The organism is Hymenobacter citatus (assembly GCF_014333615.1).
GTDB classification, from domain to species: domain Bacteria; phylum Bacteroidota; class Bacteroidia; order Cytophagales; family Hymenobacteraceae; genus Hymenobacter; species Hymenobacter citatus.
The window spans coordinates 233731-252168 of record NZ_JACSCY010000003.1; the positions used below are offsets into that span (position 1 = coordinate 233731).

The window sequence follows — 18438 nt, forward strand, 5'->3', positions numbered from 1 at the left end:
CCTACCTTGGTGTATTATGCGTATCTTCTTGTTAATCTGCCTATTGCTACTAACTGCCTGCGACGCCACTAACCCACCCGCCGCGGACACGCAGAGAACCGGCTGGCACCCCATCCTCACCGAAAACCGCCGCTTCGTGTACGCAGCCCGCTGGTACGCACCGGGCACTACCACGGCTACTCTAGACACGGTGGTGCTGACGGCGCTGGGGAAGCCGTGGGCTTCTGATTCTACTCAGACAGCATATGAGTGGTCATTTCGGTTTGAACTGGACACTACATTAACTACTGCACAAAGTGTAGTAGTAGGTGCTTTCGACAAACCCAACAAATTCTGGTTGCATCCACCGCGCCGCAGTCACTACAATATCACGGAACTCAATCCTTTCCCTGATATTGAGCTTCCGGCCAAAATAGGTAGAACGTGGAAGGTGAAAAATTTTTATGCGCCGGATTATGCCTCTAATCCGGCATGGGCTACCTGGGAAGGTTCCTTGTATCTCCAGCAGCAATGGAAAATCACAGATTCCACCCTCCTCCCTACCCCACTTGGGAGCCTACCCTGCCACCGCGTGCAGGCAATAAGTACCTGCAAGCTGGGCACCACCGCGCTGGAATCGTACTTCAACCCGCTCTATGGGTTCGTGCGGATGCACTACCGCAACATCGACCAGAGCCGGTTGGAGCTGGAGCTGGTATCGGTAACGTCGCGGCCCACGCTGGATAAGTCTATGTTTTCGCGCCACTTATGAGGAGTTGCAGGTGCCCTGTTTGCTAGGCTGGCTTATACATTTGCTACAGCACGTGTAGAGACGCATACTTGCGTCTCGTCTGCCGCGCCATGTGCACGAAATTGTTCAACGACAAGACGCAAGTATGCGTCTCTACGCGTGCATCTGCAGCGCAAAATAGCTTCTTAGTCGCAGGAGGTAAGCGCGTTTCGCTTACCTTTCTTGTACGCTACCAAAGCACACAAATCCCTATTTATCAATCCTTTGCTGAATATAAAAAATTTTCTTTTGTTGCAGGCAACCATTTCAGGATAGCGGCCGAGTAGGCGAGTATAAACCTGGTAACCGTGGCGCAGCTCGACCCCGAACCTCAGATGCTTTTGGCTCTCCTGGCTGGCTGCCGCCGTGCCGATCGGGAGTGCCAGCACCAGCTGTACCTGCGGTACTACAGCTACGGCATGAGCATTGCGCTGCGCTACACCCGCACCCGCGATGAGGCCATGGAAGCCGTGAACGATGGCTTCATGAAGGTTTTCCAAGATATCGGCCGCTTCGACCCGGCCTTGCACGAGCTGACGGGCTCGTTTCGGGGCTGGCTGCGCAAGGTGATGGTGCACACGGCCATCGACCACTACCGGCGCACGGCAAAGCACGCGCACACCCAGGAGCTGGATACGGTAGCCTATACCCTACCCGACGACGGCAACAACGCCCTCGACCAGCTCTCCTACCAGGATCTGCTGGCGCTTATTCGTCAACTCTCACCGGCTTACCGCACGGTGTTCAACCTCTACGTCATCGACGGTTTTTCGCACGAAGAAATTGCTGGTCAGCTGGGCATCTCGGTGGGGGCTTCCAAGTCTAATCTATCGAAAGCGCGGGCACATCTAAAGCATTTTTTACAACCTAGTATTTCCCATGTCTACACCGGACGATCTATCGGACAATGAACTCGACGCGCTTTTCCAGCGCAGCGCGGCGTCCTATCCGGAGCTAGACGGACAGGAGGGCTGGCAACGTATGACTACGCGCCTCGACACGGAGATGCAAGTGCAACGCGAGCGAGCCAGCGTCGTGCGCCTGTTTGGTGCCGAAACGCTTTCATTGCTGATTTTGCTGCTAGGCAGCTTTTATATAGTAGACGCTTTTTGGGGTAGCGACGACCGGTGCGCTACTGCCACCCCAACGGCTACCAGCATCGATACTTCCCAACGCAGACCCGCTAGTACTTCCCGCCTTTCCGGCGTTACGCGCCCTACCTCCTCCGCCAGTGCGGCGGCTTCGGCCACTGCCAGTTCGCTTGTGGCGCCCGTTGCGTCCTCTTTGCCAACTCCCGCTGCCCCTACCCTGGCCGAGTCGCCTAATCCGATACCAGCAGGGCAACCAGGCAGTGCAGAAGGCGCTGCTGCTCTGCCTCGCCAGCAGCGAGTTCCATCGCGTGTAGCGAACCGCAAGGAATACAAACGTACTGCTTCGGCCGCGCGGCTTCGCAACGTGCATTCGCAGCCGGTTGCCGCTGCTTCTGTTGCTCACGCGCCAGATGCAACCAGTCGGCCTGGGGCCAGTGCGTCAGTGGCCGAAGCGCCTACCCCTTCTTCGGTTGCCGCAGCCACAGCGCCAAGTTCTATGCCTGCGCCTACCGCACCAGGGTCCGACTCGCTGGTAGTGCAGGCGGTGCCACTGGCTGTTGCAGCGGCCGACTCGGTAGCTCCCCCAACGCGGCCCGAAAAGCTGGGCAAGCCAGCCTACCGCTTTGGTGTGGGCCTGGTGTATGCGCCCGAGGTAAGCACCGTGCGGTTTGCCCAAGCCACGCGGCCGGGCAGCAATGTGGGCGTGTTGCTGGAGTACCGCGCCACGGCCCGCTGGCGCATCACCACGGGCCTGATTCGCTCGGTGAAGCTGTACGAAGCACGCGGCTCGGACTACCACGCCCCCGCCGGCTTCTGGACCACCCGCTACGATATTGACGAGGTGTATGCCAACTGCCGCATCCTCGACATTCCGGTGAATATGCGCTTCGATGCCCTGGTGCGCCCGCGCTACGCGGTGTTTACCAGCGCAGGCCTTTCTACCCTATTCATGCGGCGCGAAACCTACGATTACGACTACTACCTACAGGGCCAAAGCGTCAGCCGCGAATGGACGCTGAAGAACGGCTCCAACCACCCGTTTAGCGTGCTCAACCTGTCGGCGGGGTATGAGCGCACCCTCGGCGGCCGGTGGTCGGGCCAGGCCGAGCCGTTTGTGAAGCTGCCGCTGGGTGGCGTGGGCTTCGGCAAAGTGAAGCTCAGCAGCGCCGGCGTTTTCTTCTCGCTCAAATACCAGTTGCTTCCCACAGCCACGCAGCCCGTGCGCTAAGGTTTCTTCCCCTGCTTTTCGGCCTACCCAAGGCTCCTGCTCCGGTGCGCGCATTGCCCCCGGCCGAGCCGCTGCGTGCCTGCATTTTCACACTCACACCCTCTATCTAATTCTTCATCAACCACTTAACCAATCATCACCATGAAAAACGTAGCCGTATTTTCTTCCGTACGCCGCCTGCTGGGGGTAGTGCACCTCCTGCTACTCGGTGGCCTGCTCATAGGCGCCGTGAGCTGCGGCAAAGACGACAACAACACGCCCCCCGACCTGGATGCCCAAGCCACGGTGAAGCTGACTACCACCCCTACCATGGGTAGCTTTCTGGTTGATAAGCAGGGCAACACGCTCTACTACTTCACCCGCGACGTGGACGGCGCCAACGTGTGCACCGGCGGCTGCGCGGCGGTGTGGCCCATCTTCTACGAGCCCGATCTGAAGGTAGGCAATGGCCTGAACGCGGCCGATTTTACCACCAAGAACACGGCTGGCGGCCAACCGCAGACCTACTATAAGGGGTGGCCCTTGTACTACTACGCGCCGGCCGTAAACGGGCAAAACGTGCGCGAGCAGCCCGGCGCCACTACCGGCGAGGGGGTAGGCAATGTGTGGTTTGTGGTGAAGCCCGACTACTCCCTGATGCTGGCGACCAAAGCCGTGACCAACAAAGCCACGGGCCAAACAGCCAACGCCAACTTCCTGATTGATGCGCAGGGACGCACGCTCTACCTATTCGGGAAAGATACGCGCCTGCCCGGCTCCCTCGCGACCAACTGCCAGGATGGTTGCCTGTCGGCGTGGCCAGCGTTTTACACTGCACCCACTAGCCTACCTTCCAGCTTGAAAGCCAGCGACTTTGGCGTACTGAACCGCAGCAATGGGCAGCAGCTGCTCTACAAGGGCAAGCCCCTCTACCTCTACAGCGGCGACAACAGCACCCGCGGCCACGCCGACGGCCACGGTCTGCGCAACGGCGACGACACCTGGACCGTGGCAAATCCCTAGGCAGCACCTACCCTACTTCTCTGCTGTATGCTACGCCCTCTACCCTGCCTTCTGAGCAGCTTGCTATTGCTGGCCGGCTGCGTGTACGACCACGCCGATGAGCCGGTGGCGCCTACCCCTACCGCCTGCGACACCGCTACCGCTACCTACGCGCTGTTTGTGTCGCCGCTGCTGGACCAGCGGTGCCGCTCCTGCCACAACGCGCAGTTTCCGCAGGGCGGCGCCAACCTCGCTGACCTGGCTCAGGTGCAGCGCTATGCCCGCAACGGCACCCTGCTGGGCGTGGTCAGCCACGCGGCGGGCTACCCGGCCATGCCCAAAAACGGCCCCAAGCTGTCGGATTGCGAAATCACCCGCCTGAAGAAGTGGATCGACGACGGCGCCCTCAATAATTAACGCTCATCCCTACTGCTCGTCTGCTATGAACGTGTTACTGATGCTCCTGGTGGTGCTGCCGGCCTGGCTGGCGGTGCCCCTGAAATACACCACGCGTACTGCTTCTATTTCTTTTTTCTCTAGTACGCCCCTCGAAGACATCGACGCGCATAACCGCCAAGTGGGCGCCGCCTTTGATGCGGCTACCGGGCAGGTGGCTTTCACGGCTGCCATGAGGGATTTTCAGTTCAAGCGCAGCCTGATGCAGGAGCACTTCAACGAAAACTACATGGAATCGGAACGCTACCCGAAGGCCACGTTTGCGGGCCGCGTGCTGAGCTATACGCCGGAGCTGCTACAACAGGCTGGCCCGCAAACCGTGCAGGTAGAGGGCGACCTGACCCTGCACGGCGTAACGCGCCGTGTGCGGGTGCCCGGTACGCTGGAGCTACGCGGGACGCAGCTACTGATGCAGTCGAAATTTACCGTAGCCCCTGCCGATTTCAAGATTGAAATACCAGCGCTGGTGCGCGCCCACCTTGCCAAAACAATGGAGGTGACGGTAGAAGCCGCCTGCGGACCTGCCACCTAACCATTGCTTCAACGGCTTGTCCTACTGAGCGCTACTGGCGCCTCTCGTCCGTGATTTTTCCGAGGCAGCAACGTGGCAGCGGCGCTCGGCAGGACAAGCCAACTGGAGTATTTCTTACGCCTACTTCCTACTTGGTTATGATCAGACCTTTTCTCTTCTTCCGATACCTTGTGCTGCTCCTTTTGCTGACTGGCGCCACTCGCGCCTACTGCCAGAACGATTTGCTCAGCTCCCTGGAAAGGCAAACCGCCGACAGCCTACGCCCTACCTATACCACGGCCACCTTCAAGGGCACGCGCGTCATCAATGGGCAGTCGGTGGAGACGCCGGGGGCGCATACGCTGCTGTTCCTGATTTCACACCGATTTGGGCAGCTCAACAGCGGCGCCTACAACTTTTTCGGTCTTGACCAAGCCACCATTCGGCTGGGGCTGGAGTACGGCCTCACCGACCGGCTGGCCGTGGGGGTAGGGCGCAGCTCGCTGGAAAAAACCTTCGATGGCTTTCTGAAATACAAGCTGCTGCGGCAGGGCAGCGGCCCACGAGCTATGCCCCTCTCGGCTACCTTGCTGGCTACCTCGGCCCTGTCTACCCTGAAATTTGGCGACGAGCGCACCGGCGTGCGTCGCCTCACCTACACCTACCAGGTACTGCTGGCCCGCAAGATCAGTCCGGCCCTATCGGTGCAGCTCATGCCCACGCTCATCCACCGCAACTTTGTGGCTACCAGCAACGCCCAAAACGACGTGTATGCCGTGGGCGTGGCGGCCCGGCAGAAGCTCACCAAGCGTTTTGCCCTCACAGGCGAGTACTACTACCTGCTGCCCGGCACCACCGCCGACCAGTTTCGTAACTCCCTGGCGCTGGGCTTCGATATTGAAACCGGCGGGCACGTGTTTCAGCTGCACGTGACCAACTCGCAGGGTATGATTGAGAAATTCTTCGTTCCCCAAACCACCGGCCGCTGGTGGCAGGGCGACCTGTACTTCGGTTTCAACGTGTCGCGGGCATTTACACTAGGCGGGCGGTAACTCGCCCCAACCCATCGGCCGCTGGTCCGTAGCAAGGGAGCTGCTTGCTGGCCTCTTGCTACCCTATGCCTACTGGTCTTTCTGTTCGGATTGTTGCTTACGTGTGCGGCTGCGTGGCCCTGCTCTTTCTCAGCGGCTGCGCTGCCGTAGGTCGTCTGACCCAGCTGGAAGATGGCTGGTACCACGTGCCCCACCTGGGCGGCAACGACTCGCTGGCGCAGCAGCTTCGTCAGGTTCCAAAAGGCCTGGTGTATGTGCAGCAGCGCGCCGATACGCTCCTGCTCTCGCCCTATACCGAGCAGCCGCAGCCTAGCACTTACCACTATGAGCTGCAAAGCAACCACCACGCCCTGCTATTCAACCGCACCTTCGACGTGGATGTGTTTACGCTGCCCGTGAAGGCCCGGCCGCCCCGCGAGGGGGTGCCGGTTCAGCTCAATACCACCTTCAGCGCCGCCGTATACGTGGGCCGCCGCGTCGATTATTACTACCTGCACAAGCACACGCTGGCGCCCTGGCAACACGAGCCGCGCATTCGGGCTACCGGGCTGGGCTACGGACTGTTCTTTGGAATGGGGTCTACCAACGTAACAAACGACGTGACGCGCCAGCACGCCGGCCCCGAGTATGAGGGGTTTGTGCTACACGCCGGGGCAGCTACAATTTATGATGCTCGTATCTTCAATGTAGGTTTAGCTGTGGGATTTGACAACCTATTGGGCCCCGACCGAACGTACTGGATTTACCAGCACCGACCCTGGTTTGGCCTGTTATTCGGCTTGGATCTGAATTAACAAAGTCCTTATTCACTAATATAATTAGCAATAAATAACTCAAACCTTCTTTATCCTATTTTCGTTAGCAGCTTATATATCCTAACGCTGCACTCATGAAAATTCCTGTTGAAAAAGGTCAAGACAAAGGCTTCCTGCCCGATGGCCGCTATACGGTTGAAATCACCGACATTGAAGAAGGTACCAGTGAGCACCAAAACGTGCCTTACTTTGCTGCCCGCTTGGAAAATGAGCAGGGTTTCGTAACGCAACGCTTCTATACGTCTCCGGCCGGCATGCCCATCTTGCTGAGCTTCTGCGAGGCGGCCGGCGTGCACCCCGAAGAAGGAAAGGACATCGATACCAAACAGCTCATCGGCAAAAAACTGTCGGTAGAAGTATCGGACCACGCCTACGCCGACCCTGCTACCGGCAACGACCGCACCATCAAGCAAGCCACCGGCTTCCGGACGGCGTAGCTTCATACCCCTGTAGTTACCAGAAAAGCCAACGGCTCCCTCAAAAATCGAGGCGGCGGTTGGCTTTTTTGTCGCTGTGGCGTTTCTTTTCTTCCAGGCGTTTGCGCACGGCGCCCGCACTGGGGCGCGAGGCTTTTCGTGCTTTGGGCTGTTGCAGATTCTCTTGGAGCAGCGCGTAGAACTTCCGTAGCGCGTGTTCTTTGTTGCGCAGTTGGCTGCGGTCTTCCTGAGCTACTACCAATAGGTAGCCATCGGTGGTGATGCGGCCGGCTAGCTTTTCCTGCAAGCGCAGCTTCTGCTCGTCGGTGAGCAGGCGCGAGGTGGCCAGGTGAAACCGCAGCTCCACCCGCGACTCTACCTTGTTCACGTTCTGGCCACCGGGGCCGCTGCTACGGCTGGTTTGTACCTGAAGCTCGGGCCAAAAATAATCGGCGGGGGGTAGGGCCATAACAGGAAAACGGTCAAATGAGGGTAAGGAATAAGGTTAGCGTTAAAAGCTAGTTCCCCTCCTTTTTTAAGGGGGAGAACTAGCTTTTAGCGCTAGGTAGCGTCTACGCAAAAATACCCTGCCAACGCTAGTCGACAGGGTATTTTGTCAGGAGAACGGAGGTGTGCTAGTGTGCGGCTGCGGCAGGCACTTTGCGTACCAGCCCTGTGATACCGCCGCGTTGCAGGCGCTTGCGCACGGCATCGGCGGTAGCCCAGTCGGCGAATTCACCTATCACTACCCGGTTGAGAGAGCGGCTAGCCACGGTTTCGGTGGCTACCGTTACGGAGAGCTGCTGATCTACGGCCAGGATTTTGGCTTGCATAGCGGCCGCGTTGCGGGCATCGCCAAACGTGCCGGCTTGCACCACGTAGGTAGGCTTCAGCACAACCGGGGCGGCGGGGGCGGGCACCTCTACAGCTACCTCCGTTGTTTCCAGAGGCGTACCCAAGGCCAGCGAATCATCTTCTATCAAGGCAGCCAGGTCGGCGGGGGCAGCAATGGGGCCCAGGGGCGTATCATCGGGCACTACCTCGGCTACCACCTCAGCCGAGCCGTGCGTGATAACACCTAAAGGACGGGCTGCTATTTCAGACAAGTCTAGGATGCGGGCCTGGCGGAACGGGCCGCGGTCGGCTACGCGCACCACCACGGCTTGGCCGTTGTCGGGGTTTGTCACGCGCAGGCGGGTGCCGAAGGGTAGGGTTTTGTGAGCGCAGGTGTACTTATGACGGTCGAACCGCTCGCCGCTGCTAGTGCGGCGTCCTTGGTGCTCCCGGCCGTACCAAGAGGCGCGGCCGCGCAGCACGGCGGTGCGGTGAGAGGTAGCAGTCAGAGCTTTTTCGTCGTCGCTGAGGCGGGTGGCTCGGGTGGTCTGTGGCAGCGCCAAAAGCACGGCAAAAAGCACTGCGATGAGAGAACCAGAAACACGCTGTCGGAGAGGCAACTTCATTCAAACACGAATTGGTGAATCCGACAAATCTAGAGGCCCACAACTAAACCGGCCTTGCATCGTCCTATTTTCGCACCTGTGAGCTTTCTATATAATTGTACTTTTTATATAAAATTTGCATTAAAATAATTTGATGTTTGCATGAAGCAACGATGCTCAAATCGTCATTTGTGTTTAGTAAAGACAACTTTTATGCTATTATAGGACAAATCAAAGACAATGGCAGAAATAAGATTATCCGGCTCCTAAAAAAATTATGATCTTCGTCTGATTCCTCCCGTATACCATAGGTTGGAAAAGTCCGAATTATTCCGTATGCCCTATAGTACGACGGACTGCTGCACTTACTCTTGTATTCTATGGATTTTGGTCGCCTTTCTGATCTGCGCTACGTCGTTTTTTCGCTGCCCCCCGACCACCCTGCCACTGCCGCCGTGCTGGCTCGCACAACGGCTACCCCACCGGCCCCTGCCGTGTATGTGGGTTGCCCCATCTGGACCAACAAAGCATGGTTGGGTTCCTATTTTCCGGCAGGTATCAAAGACGCCGACTATCTGCACTATTACGCCCGGCAGTTCAATAGCATCGAGCTGAATACCACCCACTACCGCATCCCGGATGCGCCTACCGTGCGGCGCTGGCGCGACGCAGTGCCACCAAGTTTCCGCTTCTGCCCCAAGCTACCCCAAAGCATCAGCCACGACCGCGCCCTGTACAACGCCGACGACCTCACACTGTCGTTTTGCCGCAGCATAGGCGAGTTGGGCGAGCGGCTGGGGCGAGCATTTCTGCAACTGCCGCCCCACTTCGGCCCCGAGCACCTACCCCGCCTGGAACGCTACCTGCTCGATTTTCCCGCTGAAATCCCGCTGGCTGTGGAGCTGCGTCATCCCGCGTGGTTTGCCAATACCGAGCTGTTTGCCACCGTGTCGGCCATGCTGGAAGCGCTGGACAAAACGTTGGTGCTAAGTGACGTAGCCGGTCGCCGCGACGTGCTACACATGCGCCTAACCACGCCCACGGCCTTCATCCGCCTCAACGGCCACGGCCTGGTGCCCAGCGACTACCAGCGCGCCGACGCCTGGGCCGAGCGCCTGGCCGCGTGGCTCGGGGCCGGCCTGCAAACGGCCTACGTGTTCATCCACCAGAAAGACATTATGCACTCGCCCCTCTGGACGCAGCACTTTTTGCAGCGTGTGCAGCAGCTCACGGGCATAGCCGTAGAGCCACCCCGCGTGATTCCGCAGCCGGTGCAGGGGAGCTTGTTCTAACAGGCCTTACGCCCGAGTCGTCTGCCGGTCCGACGCCGTAGGCGTCCGACCGGTTGTCGTTGCTGACCGCCGCGCCGTCTGTTGGTGTCGAGGCCGCATGAACCGACGCATTTGCCACGTCCACCTGCCGTTCGTGCAACGCCCGAGTCGTCTGCCGGTCGGACGCCTACGGCGTCGGACCGGCGAGCGACTCGGGTGTAAGGCCTTTTTAAGAATGATGCAGGCAATACGTGTCTTAATCAGATAAAGTAAACCCCGGTTCCCTTCCTGCTTAGAAGATAGAAACCGGGGTTTATTTTATCGCCTGGGGCGCAACGCAGGTACTATTCAATGCGCTAAGCTGAGGCGAATGTTTAGCTCTGCTATAGGACTCAGCGGACGCTTTATCTCTCCTGTATTTGTAGCATAGTTGTAGGTGTACTTTGAATGATTTCCTACGCCTAGGCCTACGTTACCATCAAATAGCCCCCAGTTGCCTATCCGGCGCTGCATACCCCATAGTGCTGTCACACCTGAATAGTCGTACACATACTGACGCCGCATATCTGTCGCATAGTATGGCTTGTAGCTATACCAATCATTGCTAAGCTGCAAAGCCAAATAGTTACCTACAAAAGGACCGTGCGCACGGCCGCGTTGCTCTCGCTTTATCTGATTGTAGTAGTAACGCGCTCCAAGGTCTGTGTTGATCCGGGCTAGTTGTACAAATGATCTATCACTCGTTCGATAACGGCCACCCGTTTGTAGCATTGGTGATATATTACCGTAGACAGAAAATTTAGGCGTAAGCTGACGCTCTACCCCGAGCGTAATCGGTAGCAGCAAACCGGAATAGCTACCATACCCCGACTCACGAGTTAAGCCCGTGCCCAGCTTGAAGAGCGTATTAGGCAGCCACGTGGTGGAGGGGGTGGAGGCAGCAGCGGTTGGTGCCTCCGTTTCCCTCTCGGTTTGTGCAAACGCAACACTTGGCAGCAGCAGAGCGGCAGTAGCGGCCGACGCTAGAATGGTTTTCATGATACACTATATAGAATAAATGGAAAGGCATCGATAAGTAGCAGAGCATCTAGAATACGAACAGGTTGGTTGGGGTCCTAAAAAAATTTCAACTCGGCTGATACGAAAATCCGTACTTGTGCGTGATACACCGTCTACGCCACTCTTTATGCTCTTCTCCCGCGCTACCCGGCTTTTACTGGGCGTTGCTTTTTGCGGCCTTGCGCTGCCTACCCGTGCTCAACTAGTTGCCCCTACCCCCACCAACGAATTGCACTGCCTGATGCAGCCCCTCGACCCCGCACGCCGGGCTGGGCAGGCTAGTTTGGTGATAGAAGGTGAAATACTAGACTCAAAGGGTTTCTGGGACGCGGCCCACCAGCACATCTACACGGCCCACCGGGTGCGGGTGTATCAGGTATTTAAAGGCACGGCGGCCACCGAAATTACCGTCGTGACGGAAGGCGGCACCGTAGACCTGGACCAACAGCGCCTCACCAACACCCTCACACTCAGCGCGGGCCAGCAGGGCGTGTTGTTCCTGTACCCAGCGCCATTTGCGGGGCTAGATGCCGTGGCGGGCACAGCCTGGGCAGCGTACGGCAGCGAGCAGGGCTTCATTCAGTACGACCTGGCCACCGCCACGGCTACGGAATCTTTCCGTTCCTACCCTACCCTCGACGATACGTTCTATGCTTCCTTAACGAACCTCACGGGCCAGGCCCGGCGCGTGGTGCAGGCCAACCCGGCCCTGAGCACCGCCCAACGGCGGGCAGGCACCGCCGCCCGCGGGCAGGCGCCGGTTATTGCGGCCCTGTCGCCGCTTACGACTACGGCTGGCACCGAGTCGGTGCTGACGATTACGGGCACGGGCTTTGGTACCACGCGGGGCACGGGTTTCGTGGAGTTCCGGAATGCAGATGACGGCGGCGCGACGTTCACCAAGCCCCTGGATACGGATTATGTTTCCTGGAGCAATACCAGCATTCAGGTGCGGGTGCCCTCGTACAGTGCCGATGCCCACCCCGCCGGCACCGGCCAAGTACGCGTGACCAGCAGCGACCAGATAAGCGCTACCAGCGCCCAGGTGCTCACAGTGGTATACGCCATCAGCAATGTGCAGGAAACCACCGGCAAGCTTACCTACCGCCCCGGCCACATCAACCAAAACGACAACGGCGGCTATACCTTCCGCTTCGACCCGGGCTTTGCGGCCAATGCGGCCGCGTCGGCGGCCTGGCAGCGGGCGCTGGAAAACTGGCGGTGCTCCTCGGGCATCAACTGGCAGATAGGCGATACCCGCACCACTAGCGGCGTGGCCGACGACGGGCAAAATTCCGTGGGCTTCGACCAGAGCAGCGGCTCTACCTCCGGCGCTACCCTACCCGTGAACGTGCTGGGGCGCACCACCAGCTACTACAGCGGCTGCCGCAACGCCAACGGGAGCATTGTATTCTACGTGCGTGAGATTGACATGCTGTTTTCCGGCGCGGCGGCCTGGCAGTTTGGCCCTACCACACCCGGCAATCAACAGCTTGATTTTGAGACGGTAGCCGTGCACGAGTTGGGGCACGCCCAGCAGCTTTCCCACCTGATTCGGCCTTCTGCTGTGATGCACTACGCCGTATCGCGCGGGCAGGTGAGCCGCACACTCAGCCCCGTGAGCGACATTGCCGGCGGGCGCCTGGTATTGCGCACGAGCAGCTTCCCCAGAGCCAGCTGCGACGAGCCCGCCATGCTACCCGCACCGCTTACCCGGTTTACTGCTACTGGTCCCATCCTCACCTGGACTACCCGCGACGAATGCTTCGTACAGGAGTTTGTGGTGGAGCGCACCGGGGCTGACACCACGGCCCGCAACTGGCAGACCCTGGCTACCATACCCGCCGGCGCCACCGGCAACAACTACGGCTACGCCGATGCCCAGGCGCCTACCAGCAGCCTACTCTACTACCGCCTGCGCATCCGCCGCCCCGATGGCTCGCTGGACACCACCACGCCCACTGCTACTTCTTCCGATGCCTCAGCCCTCACGGGCCTGGCGCTCTACCCCAATCCGCTGAGCAGCGGCCCCTTGCAGTTTCAATACAACACCGGCGCGGCCACCACGTTGCGGCTATACATCTACGATGCCCTCGGGCGGTACATTCAGGGTAGGGCTGTGTCGCTGCAAACCGGCCTCAACCTATTCACCCTCAACGTAAACGACTTGCGCCCCGGCTGGTACGCTGTGCGCTGGACCGACGAAACCGGCCGCAAAGGCACCGTGCGGTTTATTCGGCTGTAGGTGAGTTGTGAGTTTGTGAAGTTGAGAAGTTGTGAATGCAAAAGCGCCTGTCATCCTGAGCTTGCGAAGGACCTTATCGAGGTAGAACGAGTCCTTGATACGAGTATCGTTCATACGTGAGAAGGTCCTTCGCTGCACTCAGGATGACAGGCGCTTTTACATTCACAATTTCTCAACTTCACAAACTCACAACTTCACAAAGTTACTTCTCCAGCAACATAGCGCCGTAAGAATAGCCGCCGCCGAATACCGTAATAACTACCCGGTCGCCGGACTGGAGGCTGGACCAGGTATCGGCTAGGCCGATGGCGGCGCCGGCGCAGCCCGTGTTGCCCAGGAATTGAATGTTGGACACGGCCCGGTCTTCGGGTAGGCCCAGCTGCTCCAGCACGTTGCGCGTGATGCGCAGATTAGCTTGGTGCGGAATCAGGTAGCGCACATCGTCAACGCCCAAGGTGTTGCGTTCCAGCAGTTGCGTGGTTACGCGGGCCATGTACTGGCAGGCGTGAATGAATACGTCTTTGCCGAAAGGCATCACAATACCTTTTTCTACGGGCTTCAAGGTCACGGCGGTGCTGGCTTTGCCGCGGGTAGCAGCGCCGCCCGTTACCACATCCACAATGCGAATATCGTCCGGGCTCAGGCGCTCTTTGCTGATGAGCAGGGTAGCGGCGCCGTCGCCCCAGAGGTGGCCAGCCATGGTGTCCTGCTCGTTGTTATAGGCCGTGTTGTGCTCCGACACCACCACGAGAGCCCGCGAAGCCTTACCCATCGCAAAATAGCCTTCCACAATTTCCACCGCGTTCAGCAGCGAAGAGCAAGCCGAGGAAATACTGACCGTTGGAATATCATCGACACCTACGGCTATCTGCACAGCATGGGCCACCGTGAAAATGGTATCGTGGGGCGTATAGGTAGCACCCACAATGAGGTCGAGGCCGGCCACAAACTCCGGCGCGGCAGCCAGGGCGCGCTCGGTAGCCTCCACAGCCATGGTGTTGGTATTTTCGCCGGGGGCGGCTTTGCGTCGCTCCCGAATGCCAGTGCGCTCAATGATCCACTCGTCCGACAGCCCGTTGAGTTGAGTGAAATGCTCGTTGGTTACTACTTGCGTCGGTAGATACGTGGCTACCTGATGAATATACACGGGAAAGGAACTAGGGGAAGCAAGAAAAAAAGAAGGGGCCACGCATCAGATCAGCACCAGGGCATCGTTTTGCCGAAGCGACCCGTACTTTGCAGGCTCTGCCCCAACAAACGCCACCCCCTAGGCTGAGTTCACGCTTTGCCGTTACAAGATTATGACTTTTCCCGCTTTCCCCCCACGTATTGCCCTAATTCTATTCATGCTGCTCGTAGGCCTAGCTTCGACAGCACAAGCTCAAAAGTACCGCACGGCAGCCGGCGTGCGCCTGGGTGCCGGCAACTACGGCCTCACGGTGCAGCAGAAAATCTTCGAAAAAACTACTCTTGAGGGATTGGGTTTGGTAGGCAGCCGCGAGGTGAGCTTAGGGCTGCTGGCCGAGCGCCACTTTGGTATCCTGGGCCCCAGCCTCAACTATTACCTGGGCGCGGGCGGCCACGTGGGCACGCACAAAGACGACGGCGCTTTTGGCGGTATCGATGCCATTGTGGGCCTGGAGTACAAGCTGCCTATCACCCGGCTGGTGCTGTCCGCCGATTTCAAGCCCAGCGTGGAGTTTGGCTCCTCCGACTGGGCGCGTTTTCCCACGGCTATTTCGGTGCGGTATATTCTGATCAAGGAAAAGAAAACCGGCTTTCTGAACAACGTTTTCGGCGGCGACAACGACCGAAAAAAGAAGAAGAATAAAGAGAAAAGTGGTACCCGCCGCGGCCTGTTCGATTTTTAGAGCGCTAAGCCAAAGAGAAAGGCCGTCATGCTGAGCGCAGCGGAGCAGAGTCGAAGCATCTCGCGTGCAATGGTAATCCCAATCGCCAGGAAATTACCGGGAGCACGTGAGATGCTTCGACTGCGCTGCGCTCAGCATGACGGCCTGTTTGCTTTCCCTACCCTCTAGCTGCGGTGCACGCGGCCGCTTCCGGCTACAGAGCTATTCACCTGCGGATTGCCGCTCACGTACACGCTACCCGAGCCGGCAATGCGGGCGTCGAGCGATTTGGAGGCGTGCACGCGGGCGTTGCCCGAGCCCGCAATCCGAACGCCGCAGGTTTCGGCGCGCAGCTTGGCGGCCTGAATGCTACCCGAGCCGCTGATGCTCACGTTGGTATCGGTGCTGACGCCCGCCACGTTGACGCTGCCGGAGCCGGAAATGGAAATGTCCGTTTTATCAGCTTGCATTTCGGGCAGCTCAATGTTGCCCGAGCCGCTGATAGACAGCATCAACACATGGCTTTGCACGTCGGTGAGGGCCTTGATGCTACCCGAACCACTCACCGACAATGCGTTGATGTCGGGCATGGTGATGTAGACGGTTACTTTGCCCTGGTAGTCGCGGCCGCGGAAGTTATTCTCGGGCTTGCGGCGGATGCGCAGGCGCTTGCCTTCTACAATGGTTTCGAGGCGGGCCAAGTCCTCGGGGCTACCCTCCACTTCTACCTTTTGCGGGCTACCCTGGCGCAAAATCACGTTGGCCGAGCCACCCGATCCGATTTCCGAAAAAGCGCTTAGCTGCCGCGTTTCGCGGGTATCGGCTAGCACGGGCTGCGTTAGGAAAGCAGCGAATAAGAGCAGGCAAAGAAAGGTCAGCGTTTTCATGGGAGTGCGTTTAGTGGTGAGGTATACTGCGGCAGATGCAGCAGCCCACACAAGGGTTGCCTGGAAGTTGAATAGTATTCCGTTAATTACCCATTAAGCAGCTGATTTGATGACAAAACTGCTCCTACGTTGTGAGCCCGCAGAAGCCGCAGAGGAGTACGCAGAGGGCGCAGAAGCAGGCGTCCTCCTGAATATTGCTTGTTCCCTACCCTAAAACGCCACGTGCGCACGCAGGGCCAGCACGTGCACCGGGCCCCGGTCGCGGTTGTAGGCCGGGTGGAGCACAAACTGGTAGTCGGGGCTGATGGTGGCGTGCTGGTGCGTGAAGTTGAAGCTGTAGTACGCCTCACCAATGTACTCGGGGCGGTAGTTGAGTTGGCCGTCGCCGATGATGAAGCCGTAGCCGCCGGCCGCCAGGTAGGCGCGGTGCGGCTGCGAAAGGCCGTTGGCCAGCACGGCCACGCCCAGGCGGTCGTCGGGGCGGTGCCAGCTGGTGCCGGCACTCACGGCGCCCAGCGAAACCGAGCGGTCGATTTCCGTGAAAGCCCAGGTTTCGCGGCGGCCGTCGTTGTAGCTGGCGCGAGCAAACAGACCTAGGTCGTTGCTGATGTGCTGCTCGGCGTTTAGGGCCACGCCGGTTTTGGTGCGGCCGGCCTGGCGCGTCTGGGTGATGTCGACATCGGGCTGCTGGATGGCCGTGCGATAGTCGCCCATACCCGCCACCGTGCGGAAACCCAGCAGGCGCACGGTGCCCACGTGGCCGCGCAGGTTGTAGATATGCGTTAGCTCCAGGGTTTCGGAGTGCGCCCGGCCGTAATGAAAGTTAAGGGTAGGGCCGTTGGCCTGGGTGGGCGTGAGGGCCGACGACGCCCGGATGGCCAACTCCGGCGTCACGTATTCCAGCACGCCGCCTATCGTGTAGCCGCGGGTGTTGGCGGGGTAGTCCCAGGCGCCGGCGCTCATCAGGGCCCAGTTGAAAAACTGCGTGCGCGGGTCGTGCGAGTAGCTGTTCTGGTCGAAGTAGTCGGACAGGCTGAACTTGCCCACGTTTAGGGCCAGGAAGTGGTCGGGCACGGGGCCAGCCACCTGGTTGGGGCCGTCGTCGTTCACGGTTTGCGAGGTGCCACGTTTGGAGTCGCTCAGCGCCCATACCTGCCGCAGAAACAGCCGCGCCACGTAGAGCTTGGGCGCGGGGTCGCCGATGCGGAAGGTTTCGCCATTGGTGAAGCCTGCAATGCCGCGCGCCGCACTCAGGCCGCTGCCGCCCGCCAGCTCGGGGTTGAAGTAGACGCTGGCACCCTTCCACAGTCGGCGGCCAATAAATACAGTGCTGGTGAGCGAGGTTTTGGCCTTCTCGCGCGGTTGCAGGCTATACTCGCCAGTGTAGGGCGCCGCAAAGTTGGCGTGCCACTGCGTAATCACCGTCTGTTGAAAGTGCAGGCTCCAACCCGAGCGCCTAGTGGAGTCGGGCGCGGGCCGGGCATCGGGACCTATGGGCGGCGCGGCCGGCACGGTGCTGGTAGCGGGCGTGGTTGACTGGCCGGGCACGGTTTGCGCCCGGCCGACCAGCGGCAAGCTAAACAGTAGCAGGAGCAACAGACGCGGGGAGAGACACATACTATACAGACTACAAGTGTAAGAACAGACCGCGAAGCAGCAGAGAATTGGGTGTGGAATGCGTGAATTTTGGGCTTGCTTGGTGTGCCCTTCGTATCAAGCTTGCGCCATAGCTGTTGGAACCTATGTACTCGCTCGGCTGTGCCGAGTGAGGCCTATGCATGAGGGGCTATGCCCCGAATCCGTCCGCGCCGCCTGTACGAAACTGATTGAGTGGCACAGACGAAGAAGACACGCGCAGCAAAGCTGCTGAAGCGTAGTCCTCACTCGGCACAGCCGAGCGAGTGCGGAAGATGTACATCACCCCCTACTCTAATGTCCCTCCCTACTCTACTCCTACTCAACTTCACCCTCACAGCCTACCTTACCGGCGTCATCTGGACGGTACAACTGGTGGTATACCCAGCCTTTGCGGAGGTGGCGCCGGAGCGGTTTGCGGCGTTTCACCAGCGGCACTCCACGCGCATCAGCTGGGTGGTGCTGGGGCCGATGGTGGCTGAGCTGGGACTAGCTGCGTGGCTGGCATGGCAGGGGCGCGCTACCCTGGGCGCGGCCGGCTGGGTAGGGCTGGCGCTGGTGGTAGCCATCTGGGCGGCCACGTTCTTCGTGTCGGTGCCGTTTCATGAGCGGCTGGGGCAGCACGGCTACAACTACGTAGCCATTGATGGGCTCATTCGTACCAACTGGCTGCGCACGGTGCTGTGGACCGTGCGGCTGGGGTTATTGGGGTGGCTGCTGGGGTAGGGGCGGC

Annotated in this window: 19 protein-coding genes; 13 read left to right on the forward strand and 6 right to left on the reverse strand. The window is 59.4% G+C overall.

Annotated features, from left to right (window positions below; genetic code table 11):
- Positions 1-16 precede the first annotated feature (16 nt).
- From H8B15_RS05295 to H8B15_RS05335, 9 genes are all read left to right on the forward strand, one after another.
- On the forward strand, positions 17-751 hold the full coding sequence (locus H8B15_RS05295) for a hypothetical protein (protein ID WP_187318630.1): 735 nt from the start codon (positions 17-19) through the stop codon (positions 749-751).
- A gap of 353 nt (positions 752-1104) precedes the next feature.
- A complete protein-coding gene (locus H8B15_RS05300; RefSeq protein WP_187318631.1) occupies positions 1105-1680 on the forward strand; it encodes an RNA polymerase sigma factor in 576 nt (191 codons plus the stop codon).
- Positions 1649-3088, forward strand: coding sequence for a hypothetical protein (locus H8B15_RS05305; RefSeq protein WP_187318632.1), 1440 nt, complete (start codon positions 1649-1651; stop codon positions 3086-3088). The genes H8B15_RS05300 and H8B15_RS05305 overlap by 32 nt, the downstream gene beginning before the upstream one ends.
- Before the next feature lie 141 nt (positions 3089-3229).
- On the forward strand, positions 3230-4090 hold the full coding sequence (locus H8B15_RS05310) for a hypothetical protein (protein ID WP_187318633.1): 861 nt from the start codon (positions 3230-3232) through the stop codon (positions 4088-4090).
- A gap of 27 nt (positions 4091-4117) precedes the next feature.
- A complete protein-coding gene (locus tag H8B15_RS05315; protein ID WP_187318634.1) occupies positions 4118-4486 on the forward strand; it encodes a c-type cytochrome in 369 nt (122 codons plus the stop codon).
- 25 nt (positions 4487-4511) lie between these two features.
- Entirely contained in the window at positions 4512-5057 is a 546-nt protein-coding gene (locus H8B15_RS05320) for a YceI family protein (protein WP_187318635.1), read from the forward strand.
- A gap of 170 nt (positions 5058-5227) precedes the next feature.
- Entirely contained in the window at positions 5228-6088 is an 861-nt protein-coding gene (locus H8B15_RS05325) for a DUF5777 family beta-barrel protein (protein WP_343069130.1), read from the forward strand.
- Positions 6089-6153: 65 nt separating this feature from the next.
- Positions 6154-6882: a hypothetical protein gene (locus H8B15_RS05330; protein ID WP_187318637.1), complete on the forward strand. Its 729-nt coding sequence runs from the start codon at positions 6154-6156 to the stop codon at positions 6880-6882.
- Between the two features lie 95 nt (positions 6883-6977).
- A complete protein-coding gene (locus H8B15_RS05335; RefSeq protein ID WP_187318638.1) occupies positions 6978-7340 on the forward strand; it encodes a hypothetical protein in 363 nt (120 codons plus the stop codon).
- Between the two features lie 40 nt (positions 7341-7380).
- Here H8B15_RS05335 and arfB read toward each other — a convergent pair whose 3' ends face one another.
- Positions 7381-7788 carry an alternative ribosome rescue aminoacyl-tRNA hydrolase ArfB gene (arfB, locus tag H8B15_RS05340; protein WP_187318639.1) on the reverse strand — a complete coding sequence of 136 codons (408 nt, stop codon included), beginning with the start codon at positions 7786-7788 and terminating at the stop codon, positions 7381-7383.
- A 166-nt stretch (positions 7789-7954) separates the two neighbouring features.
- Positions 7955-8734 (reverse strand): septal ring lytic transglycosylase RlpA family protein, encoded by a 780-nt coding sequence (locus tag H8B15_RS05345; RefSeq protein WP_216859079.1) that lies wholly within the window; start codon positions 8732-8734, stop codon positions 7955-7957.
- A 404-nt stretch (positions 8735-9138) separates the two neighbouring features.
- On the opposite strand from H8B15_RS05345, the gene H8B15_RS05350 reads away from it, so the two are divergent.
- Complete coding sequence (locus tag H8B15_RS05350; RefSeq protein ID WP_187318641.1) at positions 9139-10050, forward strand: DUF72 domain-containing protein; 912 nt, start codon at positions 9139-9141, stop codon at positions 10048-10050.
- 327 nt (positions 10051-10377) lie between these two features.
- On the opposite strand, the gene H8B15_RS05355 is transcribed toward H8B15_RS05350, so the two are convergent.
- Complete coding sequence (locus H8B15_RS05355; RefSeq protein ID WP_187318642.1) at positions 10378-11067, reverse strand: hypothetical protein; 690 nt, start codon at positions 11065-11067, stop codon at positions 10378-10380.
- Between the two features lie 148 nt (positions 11068-11215).
- Between H8B15_RS05355 and H8B15_RS05360 the strand changes: the two genes are divergently transcribed.
- A complete protein-coding gene (locus tag H8B15_RS05360) occupies positions 11216-13333 on the forward strand; it encodes a zinc-dependent metalloprotease (RefSeq protein ID WP_187318643.1) in 2118 nt (705 codons plus the stop codon).
- Between the two features lie 202 nt (positions 13334-13535).
- Here the strand turns inward: H8B15_RS05360 and H8B15_RS05365 are convergent, their stop codons facing one another.
- A complete protein-coding gene (locus H8B15_RS05365; protein WP_187318644.1) occupies positions 13536-14480 on the reverse strand; it encodes a 3-oxoacyl-[acyl-carrier-protein] synthase III C-terminal domain-containing protein in 945 nt (314 codons plus the stop codon).
- Positions 14481-14634: 154 nt separating this feature from the next.
- Here H8B15_RS05365 and H8B15_RS05370 point away from each other — a divergent pair, with 154 nt between their 5' ends.
- Positions 14635-15204: a hypothetical protein gene (locus tag H8B15_RS05370; RefSeq protein ID WP_187318645.1), complete on the forward strand. Its 570-nt coding sequence runs from the start codon at positions 14635-14637 to the stop codon at positions 15202-15204.
- Positions 15205-15368: 164 nt separating this feature from the next.
- Here H8B15_RS05370 and H8B15_RS05375 read toward each other — a convergent pair whose 3' ends face one another.
- Together H8B15_RS05375 and H8B15_RS05380 are read right to left on the reverse strand one after the other, a co-directional pair.
- On the reverse strand, positions 15369-16070 hold the full coding sequence (locus tag H8B15_RS05375; protein WP_187318646.1) for a head GIN domain-containing protein: 702 nt from the start codon (positions 16068-16070) through the stop codon (positions 15369-15371).
- Between the two features lie 210 nt (positions 16071-16280).
- Positions 16281-17687, reverse strand: coding sequence for a carbohydrate porin (locus H8B15_RS05380; RefSeq protein ID WP_187318647.1), 1407 nt, complete (start codon positions 17685-17687; stop codon positions 16281-16283).
- Positions 17688-18002: 315 nt separating this feature from the next.
- On the opposite strand from H8B15_RS05380, the gene H8B15_RS05385 reads away from it, so the two are divergent.
- Entirely contained in the window at positions 18003-18431 is a 429-nt protein-coding gene (locus H8B15_RS05385) for a hypothetical protein (protein WP_187318648.1), read from the forward strand.
- Positions 18432-18438: the final 7 nt, after the last annotated feature.